Source organism: Peribacillus sp. YIM B13481 (assembly GCF_042787985.1).
Classification (GTDB): domain Bacteria; phylum Bacillota; class Bacilli; order Bacillales; family DSM-1321; genus Peribacillus; species Peribacillus simplex_A.
In genome coordinates this window covers 136,615-154,718 of sequence record NZ_JBHZPE010000001.1, presented here as the reverse complement: position 1 = coordinate 154,718, position 18,104 = coordinate 136,615, and the positions used below count along the sequence as shown (strand labels likewise).

At 42.6% G+C, this 18,104-nt stretch carries 19 protein-coding genes; 16 read left to right on the top strand and 3 right to left on the bottom strand.

What is annotated here, in order from left to right:
* The first annotated feature begins 132 nt into the window (after window positions 1-132).
* From ACFX4X_RS00805 to ACFX4X_RS00780, 6 genes are all read left to right on the top strand, one after another.
* On the top strand, window positions 133-1,239 hold the full coding sequence (locus tag ACFX4X_RS00805) for a DUF4097 family beta strand repeat-containing protein (RefSeq protein WP_377380851.1): 1,107 nt from the start codon (window positions 133-135) through the stop codon (window positions 1,237-1,239).
* 559 nt (window positions 1,240-1,798) lie between these two features.
* Window positions 1,799-2,734, top strand: a complete 936-nt coding sequence (gene hprK, locus ACFX4X_RS00800; protein ID WP_061465574.1) for an HPr(Ser) kinase/phosphatase — start codon at window positions 1,799-1,801, stop codon at window positions 2,732-2,734.
* 27 nt (window positions 2,735-2,761) lie between these two features.
* Window positions 2,762-3,574 carry a prolipoprotein diacylglyceryl transferase gene (gene lgt, locus ACFX4X_RS00795; protein ID WP_377380847.1) on the top strand — a complete coding sequence of 271 codons (813 nt, stop codon included), beginning with the start codon at window positions 2,762-2,764 and terminating at the stop codon, window positions 3,572-3,574.
* A 27-nt stretch (window positions 3,575-3,601) separates the two neighbouring features.
* Window positions 3,602-4,546 (top strand): nucleoside recognition domain-containing protein, encoded by a 945-nt coding sequence (locus tag ACFX4X_RS00790; protein WP_377380844.1) that lies wholly within the window; start codon window positions 3,602-3,604, stop codon window positions 4,544-4,546.
* Window positions 4,536-5,204: a pyrophosphatase PpaX gene (ppaX, locus tag ACFX4X_RS00785; protein WP_089361952.1), complete on the top strand. Its 669-nt coding sequence runs from the start codon at window positions 4,536-4,538 to the stop codon at window positions 5,202-5,204. The genes ACFX4X_RS00790 and ppaX overlap by 11 nt, the downstream gene beginning before the upstream one ends.
* Window positions 5,201-5,719 carry an acyltransferase gene (locus ACFX4X_RS00780; RefSeq protein ID WP_284469268.1) on the top strand — a complete coding sequence of 173 codons (519 nt, stop codon included), beginning with the start codon at window positions 5,201-5,203 and terminating at the stop codon, window positions 5,717-5,719. Before ppaX ends, ACFX4X_RS00780 begins: the two co-directional genes overlap by 4 nt.
* Before the next feature lie 33 nt (window positions 5,720-5,752).
* On the opposite strand, the gene ACFX4X_RS00775 is transcribed toward ACFX4X_RS00780, so the two are convergent.
* From ACFX4X_RS00775 to ACFX4X_RS00765, 3 genes are all read right to left on the bottom strand, one after another.
* Window positions 5,753-5,896, bottom strand: coding sequence for a YwzD family small protein (locus tag ACFX4X_RS00775; RefSeq protein ID WP_377380840.1), 144 nt, complete (start codon window positions 5,894-5,896; stop codon window positions 5,753-5,755).
* A gap of 71 nt (window positions 5,897-5,967) precedes the next feature.
* Window positions 5,968-6,627: a class D sortase gene (locus ACFX4X_RS00770; protein ID WP_176431804.1), complete on the bottom strand. Its 660-nt coding sequence runs from the start codon at window positions 6,625-6,627 to the stop codon at window positions 5,968-5,970.
* 1 nt (window position 6,628) lies between these two features.
* Window positions 6,629-7,699, bottom strand: coding sequence for a processed acidic surface protein (locus tag ACFX4X_RS00765; protein ID WP_377380837.1), 1,071 nt, complete (start codon window positions 7,697-7,699; stop codon window positions 6,629-6,631).
* Window positions 7,700-8,186: 487 nt separating this feature from the next.
* On the opposite strand from ACFX4X_RS00765, the gene ACFX4X_RS00760 reads away from it, so the two are divergent.
* From ACFX4X_RS00760 to trxB, 10 genes are all read left to right on the top strand, one after another.
* Entirely contained in the window at window positions 8,187-9,374 is a 1,188-nt protein-coding gene (locus ACFX4X_RS00760) for an ATP phosphoribosyltransferase regulatory subunit (protein WP_377380834.1), read from the top strand.
* The gene (gene hisG / locus ACFX4X_RS00755; RefSeq protein ID WP_061466290.1) at window positions 9,364-9,993 is read left to right on the top strand and encodes an ATP phosphoribosyltransferase; all 630 of its coding nucleotides are present in this window, start codon (window positions 9,364-9,366) and stop codon (window positions 9,991-9,993) included. The genes ACFX4X_RS00760 and hisG overlap by 11 nt, the downstream gene beginning before the upstream one ends.
* A 16-nt stretch (window positions 9,994-10,009) precedes the next feature.
* On the top strand, window positions 10,010-11,290 hold the full coding sequence (gene hisD / locus ACFX4X_RS00750; protein WP_377380831.1) for a histidinol dehydrogenase: 1,281 nt from the start codon (window positions 10,010-10,012) through the stop codon (window positions 11,288-11,290).
* Between the two features lie 103 nt (window positions 11,291-11,393).
* A complete protein-coding gene (gene hisB / locus ACFX4X_RS00745; protein ID WP_089361946.1) occupies window positions 11,394-11,981 on the top strand; it encodes an imidazoleglycerol-phosphate dehydratase HisB in 588 nt (195 codons plus the stop codon).
* Complete coding sequence (gene hisH, locus ACFX4X_RS00740; protein WP_089361945.1) at window positions 11,982-12,614, top strand: imidazole glycerol phosphate synthase subunit HisH; 633 nt, start codon at window positions 11,982-11,984, stop codon at window positions 12,612-12,614.
* A complete protein-coding gene (gene hisA, locus ACFX4X_RS00735) occupies window positions 12,611-13,345 on the top strand; it encodes a 1-(5-phosphoribosyl)-5-[(5-phosphoribosylamino)methylideneamino]imidazole-4-carboxamide isomerase (RefSeq protein ID WP_089361944.1) in 735 nt (244 codons plus the stop codon). The genes hisH and hisA overlap by 4 nt, the downstream gene beginning before the upstream one ends.
* Window positions 13,346-14,104 (top strand): imidazole glycerol phosphate synthase subunit HisF, encoded by a 759-nt coding sequence (gene hisF, locus ACFX4X_RS00730; RefSeq protein ID WP_377380826.1) that lies wholly within the window; start codon window positions 13,346-13,348, stop codon window positions 14,102-14,104.
* Window positions 14,101-14,757, top strand: coding sequence for a bifunctional phosphoribosyl-AMP cyclohydrolase/phosphoribosyl-ATP diphosphatase HisIE (gene hisIE / locus ACFX4X_RS00725; RefSeq protein WP_284469275.1), 657 nt, complete (start codon window positions 14,101-14,103; stop codon window positions 14,755-14,757). Before hisF ends, hisIE begins: the two co-directional genes overlap by 4 nt.
* A gap of 524 nt (window positions 14,758-15,281) precedes the next feature.
* Window positions 15,282-16,784, top strand: a complete 1,503-nt coding sequence (locus ACFX4X_RS00720) for a tetratricopeptide repeat protein (protein ID WP_061465561.1) — start codon at window positions 15,282-15,284, stop codon at window positions 16,782-16,784.
* Between the two features lie 102 nt (window positions 16,785-16,886).
* Window positions 16,887-17,834 carry a thioredoxin-disulfide reductase gene (gene trxB / locus ACFX4X_RS00715; protein ID WP_061465560.1) on the top strand — a complete coding sequence of 316 codons (948 nt, stop codon included), beginning with the start codon at window positions 16,887-16,889 and terminating at the stop codon, window positions 17,832-17,834.
* Window positions 17,835-18,104: the final 270 nt, after the last annotated feature.

The following is an 18,104-nucleotide window of genomic DNA, read 5'->3' as shown; positions in this document are numbered from 1 at the left end:
CCGGGGAAATCGTACATTTCCCTTTTCGGAAATTGTCATTTTCCTTTGTCGAATGATGGGAAAAATGGTATTTATGAAACTTTTTAGATATCTGGGCGTATGTATAAATAAAATGATAGGAGAAAGCGAGGAATGTTCATGCAGGAGGAAAGAAAGAAAATTTTAGAAATGATTCAAGATGGCAAGCTATCAGCGGAAGAAGCTATGGGCCTTTTAGAAGAGTTAGAAAAAGCTAGTCAGGAAAGTGAAGCAAAAGAGCAGAAATTACAAAATGAATTATCGACGGTTGTCGTGGATAAGCAAAGCGAAGGAAGCACTCATGATACGTTTAAGAAGAATATCCAGTCATCGAAAGAAAAGATTATTGATTTCGTTGAAACTGCTTTTAAGAAAATCAAAGAAACAGACCTTGATTTCAATTTCGGGAAATCTGTGGAGGTCAGTCATATTTTTCAGCATGATTATGATTTTCTAAATGAAGTTGATGTAGATATAGCAAATGGGAAAATAAGAATCGCTACATGGAATCAGAATGATGTCCGGGTTGAATGCCAAGCTAAGGTATACCGGGTGGAGGATATGGAAGAAGCTAGGAAAAACTTTTTGGAGGAAGTCGATTTTTCGATCGAGGATGGAAAGATGAAGTTCAAGGTTCGTGAAAAATCCATAAAGGTCGATACGATCATGTACATTCCAAGGAAGGAATATGATGACATTCATGTAAGGATGTTCAATGGTGCAATCACGACAGAGTCATTGAAATCAGAGAACCTTAAAGCAAAAACAGCGAATGGTGCCATTCATATCATGCAGGGTACAGGTGATTCGTGTGAGCTTGAAACGGGTAATGGAATGATCACCATTTCAGATACCAACTTTAATTACTTGGAAGCTGAGACCCTGAATGGAGCGATTAATGCCGATGGGTACTTCAAGAAAGTGGATGTTCAAACTTTCAATGGGGAAATCGTCTGTACAAATTCAGGGATGGATTGCGATTCAATACATGCTAAGTCAGTTACAGGAAAAGTCCAGCTGATCCTGCCACAAGGTAAGGCGATTGAAGGAGAGTTAAAATCCAACTTAGGAAGCTTTAATGTAAGCTTGGAAGGAATGACCATCATCGAAGAGAAAAGTGATGTCGTTCAAAAGGTCCTTAAGTTTAAAACGGTTAAAGAAGAGGCCCCTGTTCTTCATGTTTTTGCAGAAACCAAGACTGCTGCGATAACGGTTTCCTGAAGAAAAATAAAGCACGCTGATATAACTGGCGGGCTCAGAATGTAGGCAAATCCGATGAAAATTGAGTTTGCCTACATTTTTTTAATGGCTTGTACAATTTGGATGTTGATTTCCGCTCCAGACAATCGCTTTTCCTGGCTTGCGCCTGCGGGGTTCTCCCCTAGACGCACTTTTCCTGCAGGAGTCCCGCACGCTCCTCTCCAATCAACTTTTTTATTGAATTTAGATAGAAACCATACCTAAGTAGTTGAAGGCTTTGGAGTTGGTTCGGGAACATCATTTGTTGAAAGATACGTTTTCCGACTACTTTTGTCTACAAAGTGAGCCCGCCGATATAAACTGGCGGGCTTTCTTATATTGGCATGAAACGAGTGTAAGGATTCATGTATGTTCAGCTCATCTTTTTCCTATTCACAGGGACCTTCCCGCTGCCATCAGCCGAAGGAAGTGAATAAAAAATCAATAAATCGATAATGCTTTGTTTGGTTATTAACAGAAAAATGCTAAAATAGTAAAAGTATCTCTAGAAATAGCATCGCTCCAAAAGGAGGAAAGATATATGGCAAAAGTCCGTACAAAGGATATAGTTGAAGCGTTTGGCCTAGAACTTATCAGTGGGGAAGAAGGAATTAACCGACCAATTGTGACGAGTGATCTATCTCGTCCAGGACTTGAAATAGCCGGTTTTTTTGATTACTATCCCGCGGATAGAGTACAGCTTTTAGGTATGACGGAGATGTCCTTTTTTAATCGGTTGAATGAACCGGAGCGAATACAAAGGATGGAAGAGTTATGCAGGGACTTTACTCCAGGCATCATCATTACGCGTGGTCAGGAAGTGCCGATAGAGTTGATTGAAGCTTCTGAGCGGGAATCCGTTCCTGTGATGAGGTCTAGTATGAAGACAACACGTTTATACAGCCGTTTGACCAATTTCCTTGAAAGTAGATTGGCACCAACTACTGCTGTTCATGGTGTATTGGTGGATATCTATGGGCTAGGTGTGCTGATCACCGGTAAAAGCGGCGTCGGTAAAAGTGAGACAGCCTTGGAATTAGTGAAACGGGGTCATCGTCTCGTAGCGGATGATTGTGTCGAAATCCGACAGGAAGACCAGGATACGCTAGTCGGGAATGCGCCGGATTTAATCGAACATCTTCTTGAAATAAGAGGGTTGGGAATCATTAATGTAATGACACTTTTTGGAGCTGGTGCAGTCCGAAGCAATAAAAAGATCTCAATCGTCATCAATCTGGAACTATGGGAAAAAAACAAGCAGTATGACCGGGTTGGTCTAGATGAAGAAAAAATGAAAATCATCGATACAGAAGTGACGAAAATAACCGTACCTGTACGTCCAGGCCGAAATTTATCTGTTATCATTGAAGTGGCAGCCATGAATTACCGCCTGAAACGAATGGGAGTAAATGCTGCAGAACAGTTTTCAGATCGCTTGAATCATGCAATTGCAGATCCGGAACATGATGAATTTTAAAAGGTATATAGGAAAAGAGGGGACAAAATGGAACAAGGAATACAGCCACTGAATCCAATAGCAATTGATCTAGGCCCTATCCAGGTACATTGGTATGGACTAATCATCGGTTTTGGTGTATTACTGGGTCTTATCATTGCTTTAAGGGAATCTGAGCGAAGAGGTCTTGATAAGGAAATATTCACTGATATGATTTTGTTTGCCGTCCCAATCGCGATCATTAGTGCCCGTATATATTATGTCATCTTCCAATGGGAGTACTATTCACAAAACCCAGGGGATATCATAAAAATATGGAATGGCGGAATCGCCATACACGGTGCATTGATTGGAGCGGTGCTAACTGCCATAATTTTTGCCAAGGTCAAGAAAGTCTCATTTTGGAAGCTGGCGGATATTGCTGCACCGAGCTTATTGTTGGGGCAGGCAATTGGCCGTTGGGGGAATTTCATGAATCAGGAAGCACATGGGGGAGAAATATCAAGGTCATTCCTGGAAAATATGCATTTGCCTGATTTCATCATTAATCAAATGTACATAAACGGTACATATTATCACCCAACCTTTTTGTACGAATCGATTTGGAATATCGTCGGTGTAATCATCCTCTTAAGTTTACGGAAAGTGAACTTGCACAGGGGTGAACTATTTTTAACCTATGTGATATGGTATTCCATCGGCCGTTTTTACATTGAAGGTATGCGGACGGATAGTTTGATGCTGACGGAATCACTGCGGATCGCACAAGTGATCTCGATTGTGTTAGTAGTTGTTGCCATTGTTTTAGTGGTCTATAGAAGGGTCAGTGGGCAAGCAGTCAAAAGATATTTAGATGAATAGGGAATATGTGTAAAGGGAGAGGGCATAGTGATAGTGGATTCGGTTAAAAAGGGACTTCTATCTGGCTTGAATACAACTTTGTCTTTAGGAAAAGTCATATTTCCAGTTACTCTGATCGTCACTGTGCTTCAATATACGCCTGTATTACCATTTATCATCAACTTGATAGCTCCTTTAATGAATCTCATCGGTCTTCCAGGGGAAGCGGCCATTCCGCTCGTGTTAGGGAACTTCCTGAATTTGTATGCAGCGATAGCGGGCATATTAACGCTTGATTTGACTGTTAAAGAAGTTTTCATTATCGCTATGATGCTATCTTTTTCACATAATTTATTGATCGAGTCAGGTGTGGCGATGAAAACCGGTGTCAAGCTGTGGATTATATTAACAGTAAGGATCGGGCTCGCGCTGTTGTCAGCAATCGTCATCAATTTTGTTTGGCAGGGCGGATCTGAAATGGCCCATGGAGTGGCTATCGGGGAGACTGTTGAGATTACCGGAGCGGGTGCAATCCTTTTACATGGGGTTATCCAGGCCCTTTCCGGAATCGCCCAGCTGGCGGTCATCGTTATTCCGCTAATGGTAGTGGTTCAAATCATGAAAGATTTGAAATGGCTGGAAGCCTTCTCAAAAGCCCTTGCTCCATTTATGAAGGTTTTGGGGATGAAGCCGAATGCTTCGATGCCTTTCGTGACAGGTTTGACTCTTGGTTTGGCATATGGGGCAGGCGTAATGATTCAAGCAGCGAAAGAAGATAATGTCTCGAAGAAGGATATGACGATTGCATTCATCTTTTTAGTTGCCTGTCATGCAGTTGTAGAAGACACACTGATTTTCATTCCACTGGGGATTCCGGTCTTGCCGTTGTTATTTATTCGCTTACTCACGGCTATTGTTCTAACGATGGCCGTTGCGTATATTTGGAATCGGACTGACAGAGTACAGAGAAAGGGAGCTGTATATGAACGGTAAAATAACTACATTATTATTCGATCTTGATGGGACGTTGATCAATACAAATGAATTGATCATCGCCTCTTTTACAGAAACTTTAAATCATTTTTGTCCTGGAAAGTTCAATCGGGAAGATATCATTACATTCATCGGCCCGACTTTGGTTGATACTTTTTCGTCCATTGATCCAAAACGAGTGGATGAAATGATCGCTTTCTATCGGGAGCATAATTGGAAGAACCATGATTTGCTTGTCACACAATTTGACGGGGTATTCGAAACCGTTCAAACATTGAAGCAGAGCGGCTATAAATTGGCGGTCGTTACGACAAAGAAACGTGATGTCGTCGAAAAGGGCCTGAGATTAAGCAAACTGGATCAGTTCTTTGAAGTGGTGGTCACGCTGGATGAGGTTGAAAAAGCAAAGCCGGACCCAGAGCCTTTGGAAAAAGCTTTAAATCAACTCGGTTCGGTTCCTGAGGAAGCGATCATGATTGGTGACAGTTATCATGATATTTTGGGCGGGAAAAACACAGGGACAAAAACGGCAGGGGTCTCATGGTCCATTAAAGGCCGTGAATTTTTGGAAAGTTACCATCCTGACTATATGCTTGAGCAGATGGCAGATTTATTGAATATCGTTGAGGTTGAAAAGCTCATGGAGGATAGAAAATGAGACGCACGTTCCGCTATCCAGTTGAAGGGGCAAATTCACTATGGCATGTGTATAAGACTGTTCCATTCTGGAAAGTCGTAAAGAATTTTGTGGTGATACAGCTAGCGCGTTATACGCCTTTTCTGAGTATGAAGAATTGGCTTTACAGGACTTTTTTACATATGAAAGTCGGAAAGCATACTTCGTTTGCTTTGATGGTCATGCCGGATGTGATGTTTCCTGAAAAAATATCCGTGGGAATTAATACAGTCATTGGCTATAATACGACGATTCTCGCTCATGAATATTTGATTCATGAATATCGTTTAGGAGATGTTGTCATTGGGGATGAGGTATTGATTGGAGCCAATTCGACCATTCTTCCAGGGCTTTCAATTGGTAATGGAGCGATTGTTTCTGCAGGGACGCTAGTCCATAAGGATGTTCCAGAGGGAGCTTTCGTCGGGGGAAATCCAATGAAAATCATATATACGAAAGAGGAAATGCTTGAGAGGGATCAGCAAACTTCTTTATGAAAAAAGACTTGCCCAAATATGCGGCAGGTCTTTTTAATGGCATTTTGTGTATAGCGGAGTCAGTTCATTCTTTAGATGATCTATGACTTCATTAATCGATATATTTTCCTTGTTCACTGTCGTTTCATAAGTGTCTTTCAAGATTCGAAAAAACTTTTCCTGCGCTTGTTTATCCATACTCAGCTTGTCCACCTACAATCTTTTTAAGATTTATGAAGAGAGGGCTGAACAACTTCAGCCCCCATATCTCATTTATCTATTTCCGTTTTCAATAAATCGGCAACCAATACGTATCGTTCCGGTGCACTACCAATATATGAAAAAGGATAGCAGGTTGTTACTGTAAGTGTTGCTTTAGGCTTGGGAACGATCACGGTACGGTCATCTGCATCGACGATACGAACCTTCCTCACTTTATATGTAAACGTACCAGCTTTTGTCTTAGCTATCAGCAAATCACCTTTACCGACTTCACCCAGATCTCTAAAAATGGTATCTCGATGCCCGGATAAAACGGAATTATCCTTTTCACCGGGGAGGACAGACCCTGCATAATGGCCGACACCCTTTTCGAGTTCATCTTCATCCGTTCCATGGTAAATTGGGAGTGTTGCCTCGATTTTTGGAATATAAAGCTCACCCATCAAATCACCTGTCTTTGGCCGTTCATCATATAGTTCAGGCCCATCGGGAATATCTGCTTTCGTCTTCGGTCCTGGGAGCTTAGCCGTCGCCTCGACCAGCTCCGTCGTCTCGGGTGTTTCAGATTTATTCCATTTATATATGGCATAGCCTTTTAATAGTGTATAGGCGTTTGTCGTTGTAAAATAAAAACCAAGGCTTAAAAAGCAAACAGCCGTGATGAGTAACCATTTTCTCTTATGCCTGGATTGCCTATTTTTGCTCATCTTAATTTGTAAGTCTCGCTTTTCTAATTAATCCGAAAGCAATGCCCATCATCACTAAACCGATTAAAGCACCGAATAGGTAATTACCAGCCGTTTTAGGAAGCACTCCGCCTTTTTCCGTTTTATGTACGGGTTTTGCGTGTTTCTCGGGTTTCTTCTTCTTTTCTTTTTTTACTTCAACCACTTTCGAAATGACCTCAGTGGACTGTTTGATGTCATTCCCGGTTTCTTTCACTAAATCGGAACCAATCATTTCACCTGTCAATTTAAAATCGAGCAATAGATTGCCGTTTAAATCATAAATGGAAACTAGTAAACTAGCATTCGTCAATTCCTTAAGCTGGAATAAAGCCTCAAGGGATAGGTTTGTAGTGACGCCATCATGAATTAAGGCGAATTTGAATTGAATTTGCAGCAAGTTTTGCAGATCATTATATATAGAAAGCAATTCCGCCACTTGCTCTGCAGACAATTCATCAATTGTTTCAAAATAATCGAGTTGGTTCATCCTATCGGAAATTGCCATTAAACGATCTTCAAAAGAAGGATCCTCGACGATAGGTAAAAGGTGGTTCATGAATCTATCCAGCTCTTCGTCTGTAAGATCGATCTCAGAAAAGAGCCCATCCATTAAATCGAGGATCTCTTCATCATCATATTCCGTCTCTTCATCATCATAACCCATTTCCAAATCGATGATATCTTCTATGTCGTAAATGAAGTGGAAGGTATCGATGATAGAATCTCCTTCTTCCAATTCACCGTAATCTATTAATAATTCCGTAAGTTCAGCTTCGGTCATTTCATTTTCTTTCAGTAGATCCTGTAAAGTCTTAGGAGTGACGGCCGGCCCTAATGTATCACGCAACTCTTCTACAGATTCCAATTCATTCAATGATAAGTCGTAAAAGCCTAAATACTCTTCCAATTCTTCTTGAGTCATTCTGAGTTCAGAAAGGTATGCATTTAGCTCATCCTGGTCGATCTTAGTGGCGGCGAAACTCTTTGTTCCGCTAAAACCGAGCGAAAAAAGTACGATAAGCGCCACAAAAAAAGAAAAATATTTCTTCAATTCCATTTCCCCCTAAAAATTTATAATAATACCAAACTCCTAATATTATAAAACAGCTAAACCAAAAGGTATACATTTATAACAATGAATGGCTAAAGATAGGAATATTTATCCGGGGAAAAGGGTATGGCTCCTTCCAATTGACCTTAAAAACGGTCATGAGAAATATCAAAGACCGTCATGGGATTGGAGTAATGGTATTACTCACCTTTTTCTTGACGTTAGGTTGGGGCAGGGGTAAACTATTAGTAGCTTCACCTTGCTACCATATTAGCGAACTAAAGTGATTTGATAGATTATTGTGAGTATTTATATGATTATGTCATTTTATTTGATAATATTTTTATATGTTATCTGAAATTTGGATTTAAGCCTGCAATTTTGGAAAGATAAACAAAAAGGAATTATGGCAATGACATTGGTTTTTGCCTTTAGGCGGACTGATTGGTTATATATAGCAATCAATATTTCATAAGGAAGTGCAGTCGTGACGAAGCCATTTATGTTTGAGAAACCATTAGGCATGAGAGATACATTGCCGGTGCTGTATGAAACGAAAGTATCGGCCAGAAATAAAATGAGTGATGAAATCAAGAAGTGGGGTTATCAATTTATTGAAACGCCTGCTTTGGAATATTATGAAACAATTGGTGAGGCTTCGGCAATTTTAGATCAACAATTGTTTAAACTTCTTGATTCCCAGGGACATACGCTCGTACTTCGTCCCGAGATGACAGCCCCCATTGCACGAGTCGCAGCATCCAAATTATTAAAACAGCAAATTCCGCTTCGCCTGGCCTATTCTGCGAATGTATATCGGGCACAGCAGCGTGAAGGAGGCCGGCCGGCAGAATTCGAACAGATTGGTATTGAGTGTATCGGAAATAAGTCCATAAGTGCAGATGCTGAAATGATTGCCCTGCTTGCGGATGTTCTAAAGGCTGCCGGTCTTCAGGAATTTAAGATTTCCATTGGACATATCGGATTTTTACAAGAATTTTTCTTAAGCATTCTAGGTACGGAGGAAAGAGCTTCTATATTAAGGAAGTTTTTATATGAAAAGAATTATGTTGGCTTTCGGGAGCATGTAAAATCGCTGCCGCTTTCATCCATTGATAAACAGCGGCTTATCGAATTTACCTCCTTAAGAGGCAGTGAAGGCACCCTTAAAATGGCGCAAGGGTTGGTTGAAAATAATAAAGGGGAAGATTCTTTGGCTGAACTGAAGGAATTGTCTGAGCAGTTGAAAGAATTTGGCGTCGATCAATATGTTAGCTTCGACTTAACATTGGTCAGTCATATGAGTTATTACACGGGAACTTTATTTGAAGTGTATGCGGGACATGTGGGTTCGCCAATCGGCAATGGCGGCCGGTATGATAATCTGCTTGGAAAGTTCGGCTGGAATGCTCCTGCCACAGGTTTTGCAATCCGGGTGGATCGCCTTGCCGAAGCTCTTGGGGAGCCGATGCAGCCTGTCGCACCGGAATGTATTTTATTCAGTCCCGAACGGAGATTGGAAGCAATTGAATTTGCAAGAACAAAACGATCCGAAGGAAAATTGGTAACGATTCAAGATATTACAGTGGTTCAAAATGTCGATGCTTTTACAAGAACATTTTCTGAAGTGCATTTATTTGTAGGGAATGGAGGGAATGGAAAAGATGAAAAGTAGCTTTTTAACGATTGCGATGCCAAAAGGGAGAATATTTGAAGAAGCGGCAGAGCTATTAAGAAGGGCCGGTTTTCGTCTCCCTCCTGAGTTTGATGATTCCCGGAAATTGATCCTTGAAGTGGAAGAGGAGAATCTCCGTTTCATTTTAGCTAAACCGATGGATGTCGTAACCTATGTGGAACACGGCGTTGCTGACATTGGAATTGCAGGGAAGGATGTCATGTTGGAGGAAGAACGTGATGTATATGAGTTACTTGATTTGAAAATCAGTGCCTGCTACTTAGCCGTGGCTGGTCTGCCTGGTACGAAAATAAGTGACATCGCCCCCAAAATAGCCAGTAAATATCCGAATGTTGCCTCCAGCTACTTTCGCGAGCAGGGAGAGCAAGTTGAGATCATTAAGTTGAATGGGTCTATTGAGTTAGCACCGTTAATTGGTTTAGCTGAACGAATCGTGGATATCGTTTCAACGGGACGGACATTGAAGGAAAACGGTCTCGTAGAATATGCAAAAATTGCCGATGTGACTTCTAGGCTGGTGGCAAACCCTGTCAGCTATCGAATTAAAGAAGCAAGGATTACTGAAATTGTCGATCGGCTAGCAGGAATTATTGAATAGTAAATGAGGTGAACATATGAAAATAGAACGGTTTGCGGAAGGGATTTCACTGAAACGTTCCGTTGATGCAGGTACTGCCGATCAAAGAAAAGCGGTTCAGGATATTATTTATGAAGTCAGGAGAAGCGGAAACGCCGCTTTAAATAGCTATACCGAACGTTTCGATGGTGTCAGTCTAGGGGAATTACTTGTATCGGAACAGGAAATGGAAGAAGCGGCAGCGGCCATGACTCCGGAGCAGCTTGATATTATTCAAGAAGCGGCAAATAATATTCAATTGTTTCACGAGAAACAAATTCGAAATTCATGGTTTATGACTGATGATACGGGAACGATGCTAGGACAAAAATTAACACCTCTTGATGCTGTGGGTGTTTATGTACCTGGAGGCACAGCGGCGTATCCTTCGTCTGTTCTGATGAATACGATGCCAGCTAAGGCAGCGGGAGTGGAACGGATCGTTATGGTATCTCCTCCGGGGAAAGATGGGAAATTATCTCCGGCGGTTTTGGCAGCTGCCAAAATTGCCGGAGTTACGGAAATCTATAAAGTTGGCGGGGCTCAGGCAATAGCAGCTCTTGCTTATGGGACGGAAACAATAAAAAAAGTAGATAAAATAGTGGGTCCGGGAAATATTTATGTGGCGCTAGCGAAGCGGGAAGTATTCGGAGATGTCGCCATTGATATGATTGCAGGACCAAGTGAAATAGCGGTATTGGCGGATGAATCCGCCAATACCGCAGAAGTTGCGGCTGACTTGCTATCACAAGCAGAGCACGATCCCCGTGCTTGCAGTGTTTTGGTGACGACGTCCACGTCTCTTGCAGAAGAAGTGGCCGCAGAAGTGACCAAGCAGGTAGCGTTACTACCGCGCCATGATATTGCTGCAGCAGCCATAAGGGACTATGGAAGAATTGTTGTATGCGGGAATATGGCAGAAGCTATTGATGCCATAAATGAACTTGCACCTGAACATTTGGAAATTGTGACCGATGATGCACTTGAAGTTATGGCTAAAATCCGGCATGCCGGGGCAATCTTCATTGGCCGCTTTAGTCCGGAGCCTGTAGGGGATTACTTTGCAGGTCCCAATCATGTGTTGCCTACTAATGGAACCGCCCGTTTTTCCAGCCCGCTGAATGTGGATGATTTCCAAAAGAAATCGAGCATCATCAAGTATAGTGAAACGGCCTTCCGCAAAAATGCAGAAAAAATTGCTGCATTTGCCCGCATGGAAGGACTTGAGGCCCACGCCCGTGCCATCGAATCACGGGGTGTGAAAAAATCCGGGGAATAGTGCCTGAATCCTTACGAAATAAATAAAAAAACTGAAATAAAGACTTTTGATATGCTTTTGACATCTTGGGAAAAGGGGTCTTACCCCGATAGGAGGACTTGTAATGGAACGTTTTGCTAGTGTGGAGCGAAAGACGAATGAAACGGAAATCAGTTTGAAGTTTGGTGTGGATGGTGAAGGTAATTCCTCCATTAAGACGGGCGTTCCGTTTATGACGCATATGCTGGATTTGTTCACGAAACATGGGAAGTTTGATTTAACTGTAGATGCAAACGGAGATACAGACGTGGATGATCACCATACAACTGAAGATATTGGCATTTGCTTGGGTCAAACGTTAGTGGAGGCCCTTGGAGACAAGCGCGGGATAAAACGTTACGGAAATGCTTTCGTACCTATGGATGAAGCACTCGCCCAGGTTGTCATCGATTTAAGTAATCGTCCGCATCTAGAGTTCCGGGCTGAGTTTCCTTCACAAAAGGTTGGTACTTTCGATACTGAACTGGTGCACGAGTTTCTTTGGAAACTCGCTCTTGAAGCCAGGATGAACCTGCATGTAATCGTTCATTACGGTCACAACACACATCATATGATCGAAGCAATATTCAAAGCGCTAGGACGGGCATTGGATGAAGCTACTACCATCGATCCACGGGTCAAAGGCATCCCTTCAACGAAAGGAATGTTGTAAATGATCGGGATCGTCGATTACGGCATGGGGAATTTATTTTCTGTAAGTAAAGGGCTGGAACGTCTTGGTGCCGATTCATTCATTTCCGATGACCCTGAAGAACTTTCAAAGTCGAAAGGGATCATTCTCCCCGGCGTTGGCTCTTTCAGGGATGCCATGGGTCTTTTGGAAAAACAAAAGCTAGATGAATTCCTGAAGGAATATGTAGCAGGTGGAGGGTACCTATTAGGCATCTGCCTTGGTATGCAGCTTCTCTTTGATGAAAGTGAGGAAAATGGACCGGCAAAAGGATTATCGCTCATCCCGGGTAAAGTGGTTCGTTTTAAGGGAGTGGATGCGAATGACCAGGTTTATAAAGTGCCGCACATGGGCTGGAATCGTCTTGAATTTAAACACGCATCACCAGTGAATGAGGGGCTGGAAGAGGAACATGTTTATTTCGTCCATTCTTATTACGCCGATACGGATGAATCATTCGTTACCGCTTCGGCGACGTATGATGTGGAAGTGCCGGCGATCGTCGGTAAAGGGAATGTATTCGGAATGCAGTTTCATCCGGAAAAAAGCGGGAAGATGGGCATGTCACTCTTGAGAAATTATCTGTCATTAGTAGAAGGGAAGGAAGAAGCATGAGCAACTTTACTATTTACCCGGCGATTGATATGCGCGGAGGCAAATGCGTCCGCTTAATCCAGGGAGATTACAATCAGGAAACCGTTTATGGCGATTCCCCCTTCGATATGGCTAAAAGCTTTGCGGACCAAGGAGCCGATTGGATACATATGGTCGACCTTGACGGAGCTAAAGAGGGAGTGCGCATCAATGATTCGTACGTAATTAAAGCTGCAAGTGAGTTAGGGGCCCGCATTCAAATCGGCGGCGGCATCCGTACTGAACGGGATATAGCCCATTACCTGGATAATGGAGTGGAACGTGTCATTCTAGGCAGCACGGCCGTTTCAGACCCTGATTTCACTAAAGATATGATTAGGAAATATGGAAGCCATATCGCAATAGGGATCGATGCGAAGGATGGCAGGGTAGCCACTCATGGTTGGCTTCAAACGTCTGGAACCCTTGCAATAGATCTTGGTAAATTACTGGCCGATGCTGGTGCAGAGATCTTTATAGTGACTGATATCGCGACAGATGGCATGCTTTCAGGTCCGAATGTGAAAGGTATATTGGCGATGGCGGAGGAAACTGGGAAAAAGGTGATTGCTTCGGGGGGCATTAGTTCCCTGGAAGACCTTATCACCCTCAAAGAATATGAAGCTCAAGGAATTGCAGGGGCAATCATTGGCAAGGCGCTTTATACGAATCGCTTTACTGTGGAAGAAGCACTAGAAAAGGTGCGTGGTTAAATGCTCACAAAACGAATAATTCCTTGTCTCGATGTAAAAGATGGGCGCGTAGTTAAAGGCATACAATTTGTATCCCTTAGGGATGCTGGAGATCCGGTCGAGCTTGCAGCCTTTTATGACCAGGAAGGTGCCGATGAGCTTGTCTTCCTTGATATTTCCGCTTCACATGAAGGCAGGGAAACGATTGTCGACGTCGTTCAAGCGGTAGCTGGAAGCTTGGCAATTCCGTTTACAGTGGGAGGCGGTATTAATTCTCTAGCGGATATGAAGAAAATCTTACGCGCTGGCGCAGATAAGGTATCCTTAAATACAGCAGCCATTCTGCGGCCTGATTTAATTAATGAGGGTTCTAATTATTTTGGGGCACAATGTATCGTTGTCGCTATAGACGCCAGATATGACGAAGAGCTTGGATCATGGCGCGTATACACCCACGGCGGTCGAAAACCGACTGAATGGGAAGTGATCGCGTGGACGAAGGAAGCCGTCAGCCGCGGTGCAGGTGAAATTTTATTGACTAGCATGGATTGTGATGGGGAGAAACAAGGGTTTAATATCGCTTTAACAAAAGCGGTATCTGAAGCTGTTTCGGTGCCGGTCATCGCCTCGGGTGGGGCAGGTAACGCGGGGCATTTCCAGGAAGCTTTTGAAGAAGGTAAAGCGGATGCAGCATTAGCCGCATCGATTTTTCATTATAAAGAAACATCCGTCAAAGAAGTCAAAGCGTTTCTCAAACAACAAGGAGTGGTTGTACGATGAATCTTGAAACTATTAAATACGACGATAAAGGTCTAATACCGGCAATCATTCAAGATGCCGGAACCGGTGAAGTGCTGACACTTGCTTACATGAATGAAGAATCTCTAAAATTGTCCATCGAAAAAGGCGAAACGATTTTCTTCAGCCGTTCGCGCAATGAATTGTGGCATAAAGGAGCAACCAGCGGTAATATACAGAAAATCATCGAAATGAAGTATGATTGCGATCAAGATGCATTGGTGGTTCGAGTCGTTCCTGCAGGTCCAGCGTGCCATACAGGGGCAACAAGCTGTTTTAGCGAATCGATTTACCAAAACAATGAAGCTGGACAAGCCATGCAGGCGAATGTGACTTTCTTGGCGGAATTGGAAACCTTGATTAAAAAAAGAAAATCGGAAATGCCTGAAGGTTCATATACAACTTACTTATTCGAAAAAGGTGTTGATAAAATCCTGAAAAAAGTCGGTGAAGAAGCCGCGGAAGTCATCATTGCTGCCAAAAACCGCGATGCAGAGGAACTTTCCATGGAAAGTGCCGATCTCCTTTATCACTTATTCGTTCTTCTTCAGGAACAAGAATTGCCTTTCCAAGCGGTGCTTGATGTATTGAAGGCTAGACATTCCGATAAGGACGAACCAAAAGAAACCGAATGAATGGTGATATCCCTCCGTCATTAGGAGGGCTCAGACTGAAGACAAACTCGATGAAAATCAACTTTGTCTTCAGTTTTTTTGGCTTGTTATTTGGACATTGATTTCCGCTCAAGAAACTCGCTTTCCGCGGGTGGTCCGCCCTCGGCGCCATTGCGCCTGCAGGGTCTCCCCTAGACGGTGCTTTTCCCGCAGGAGTCTCGCACCTTCCTCTCCAATTAACTTTTTCTACATAACTTTGGTAGGAACCATATCTGAGATTTGAAGGTGTTGCTTTGTTCGGGAACATAATTGATGAAAGAGATATTTTCCAACCCCTTTTGTCTACTAACTGTGCCCTCCGTCAATAGGAGGGCTTTATTTGTATTAACGACTAATCTTGACTCCCCATTTGACTAGGAAGATACTTAAATTTTTTCTTAAAGAAAGCATGGGAATTTCTATTTTCCATTTTCTTGAATTGTTCGGCAAATTTAGTCCAATATGTTATAATACTATGGTTAATCAACTTGTAGATGGAGGATTACATGAGTAAAGACTCTAAATTTGGACAACAGGCAAAAATTCTAACTTTTCACCCAACAGGTGAGTATTATTTCACCAAGGGTTTAAAAGCTTATCATAGACGTGAACTACCTAAATCAAAAAAATACCTGGAACGTGCGCTGGAACTTGAACCTGCAGAACCGATGATAGCCTGTCAATTGGCAATTACATGCTCGGAAATCGGTGAATATAATTATTCAAACAACCTCTTGGAAAACATCTTGGATGTGATGGATCCCTATATGTCGGAATGTCATTACTTCCTGGCAAATAATTATGCCCACTTAGGCATGTTCAAGGAGGCATACCGTCACGCCAGTGCTTATCTTGATAAAGAAGAAGACGGGGAGTTCAGCGATGACGCGGAAGATCTGCTTGAACTGATAACTTTTGAGTCGGATGAGTCAGAAGAAAATCCCTTTAAGCATGATGGGCTCATCACCAAACAGGAAAAAGCCCGCGAGTATCTGGAGTCAGGGAATTTCCCGAAGGCTATCGAAGTACTGAAAGAAACGATTGCCGAATACGAGGATTACTGGTCCGCTTATAATAACCTGGCACTTGCCTATTTCTATCTCGGCCAAGTAAATGAAGCCTTTGAAACACTGGATGGGGTACTGGAAAAAAGTCCGGGAAACCTGCATGCGCTTTGTAACCTTGTTGTTTTTCATCATTATCAACAGGATGAAGAGAAGGTTGAAGAGCTCATACAGATGCTGGAGAAAATTCGGCCGATGCTATCCGAACATCGTTTCAAGCTTGGAGCGACCTTCGCATTGATCGGAAATTACGCATCTGCATATAAATGGCTGAAAGTATTGCAAAAGCAGGGATTCGAGGGAGATGGGACCTTCTATTATTGGCTTACTATTTCCGCTTTCCACTTGGGTCATGAACAGGCTGCCAGAAAGGCATGGAAAAAGGTCGTGGAAATGAACCCTGAAAAGGAAGGCATGGAGCCATGGGGAGATATGAATGCGACTTCAGATGGTTTTGAACATCATTTTCCTTCTATTTTAAAAAGGCTGGAAAGCGAATTCATTGAGGAAAGGCTGTTTGCCATTTTCCTTCTGAAGCATTCCGTCCATAAACAGAAGCTACTGAAAAACCAGGTCCTAAACCTAAATCAGAATTTCACTGATTTGGAACGTGATTATGCAGATCTTGTGCAAGCTCCTGCTAAAGATCGCCAATTAACACCGATTGATTTTGCCGATCGCACAGCTGAGTTATTATATCAGCATTTCCAACCGATACAATTAGATGAAGCCGGACTCTATTTAATGTGGTTTTCCGTCTTTATCGAGGCGGTGAAATCCGAGCAGAAGCTAAACAATCCAGCAGGCTGGGCATCTGCGGTGGAGTACGTGTGGAATCAGCTTAAAAATGAGAAGGCAAGCAAACAGGCAATCGCGGACAAACATTTCATATCTGTGTCCACCTTATCGAAGTACGTAAAATTGGTTCAAACCCTTCTGGGGTGAGCATATATTTGGACGAAAAATTATTTGTTATATAGGATAATGGGTAGGGAACACTAACCGTAGTGAAGGTTCCATTGTAATGGATTATGGAGGAGTGAGAACATGTCTGAAAAAATTTATGACGTTGTTATTATTGGTGCTGGTCCTGCAGGGATGACGGCGGCTGTCTATACATCACGTGCGAACCTTTCAACATTGATGTTAGAACGCGGAGTACCTGGCGGGCAAATGGCCAATACAGAGGAAGTTGAAAATTATCCTGGTTTTGACACAATTCTCGGACCTGAACTTTCAACGAAAATGTTTGACCATGCAAAGAAATTCGGTGCGGAATATGCTTATGGGGACGTTAAGGAAATCATTGACGGTGAAGAGTATAAAACGATCAAAGCCGGTTCCAAGGAATTTAAAGCACGTTCAATCATTATTTCATCGGGTGCCGAATACAAGAAAATCGGCGTTCCTGGCGAAAAGGAATTGGGCGGCCGCGGTGTATCGTATTGTGCTGTTTGTGATGGTGCATTTTTCAAGCAAAAGGAACTGTTCGTTATCGGCGGCGGAGACTCTGCTGTTGAAGAGGGAGTGTACTTGACCCGTTTTGCTTCAAAAGTGACGATCGTCCACAGACGTGAAGAACTTCGTGCTCAAAAGATTCTTCAAGATCGTGCATTTGCCAATGAGAAAATTAACTTCATCTGGAATCATACTTTGAAGGAAATCAATGAAAAAGGCGGTAAAGTCGGCGGTGTCACTCTAGTTTCCACTGTAAACGGAGAAGAGACAGTGATGGATGCAGACGGTGTATTCATTTATATCGGAATGCTTCCTCTAACTAAACCATTTGAGAACTTGGGCATCTTGAATGCTGCAGGCTATGTTGAAACGAATGATCGGATGGAGACACACGTCCCGGGTATTTTTGCAGCTGGTGACGTTCGTGAAAAAACATTGCGCCAAATCGTTACAGCTACAGGGGATGGAAGCATTGCTGCTCAATCCGCTCAGCATTATGTTGAGGAACTTCAAGAAAAATTGCAACCAAAGGCTTGATTGCACAAAAGTTTCACACTTCGTAATTCGGTTTTAACGATGTTGTAACACGTGTGAAATAATGATTGTGTATAGTATGGGTAGAAAGTTGACCCCCTTTAATTATAAACGTTTGAGGACACAGATTAAGTATCTGTGTCCTTTTTTTTTGTGTCCTGCTTTAAGACTATATCTTTAGTGCCGATTTTTAGGTAAATTTTAATGCTTGGAATGTGAAGTTAGGCATCTCTTTGAATTTAGGCAGGGAAAGTGGAGAAGAATAGGAGTTAA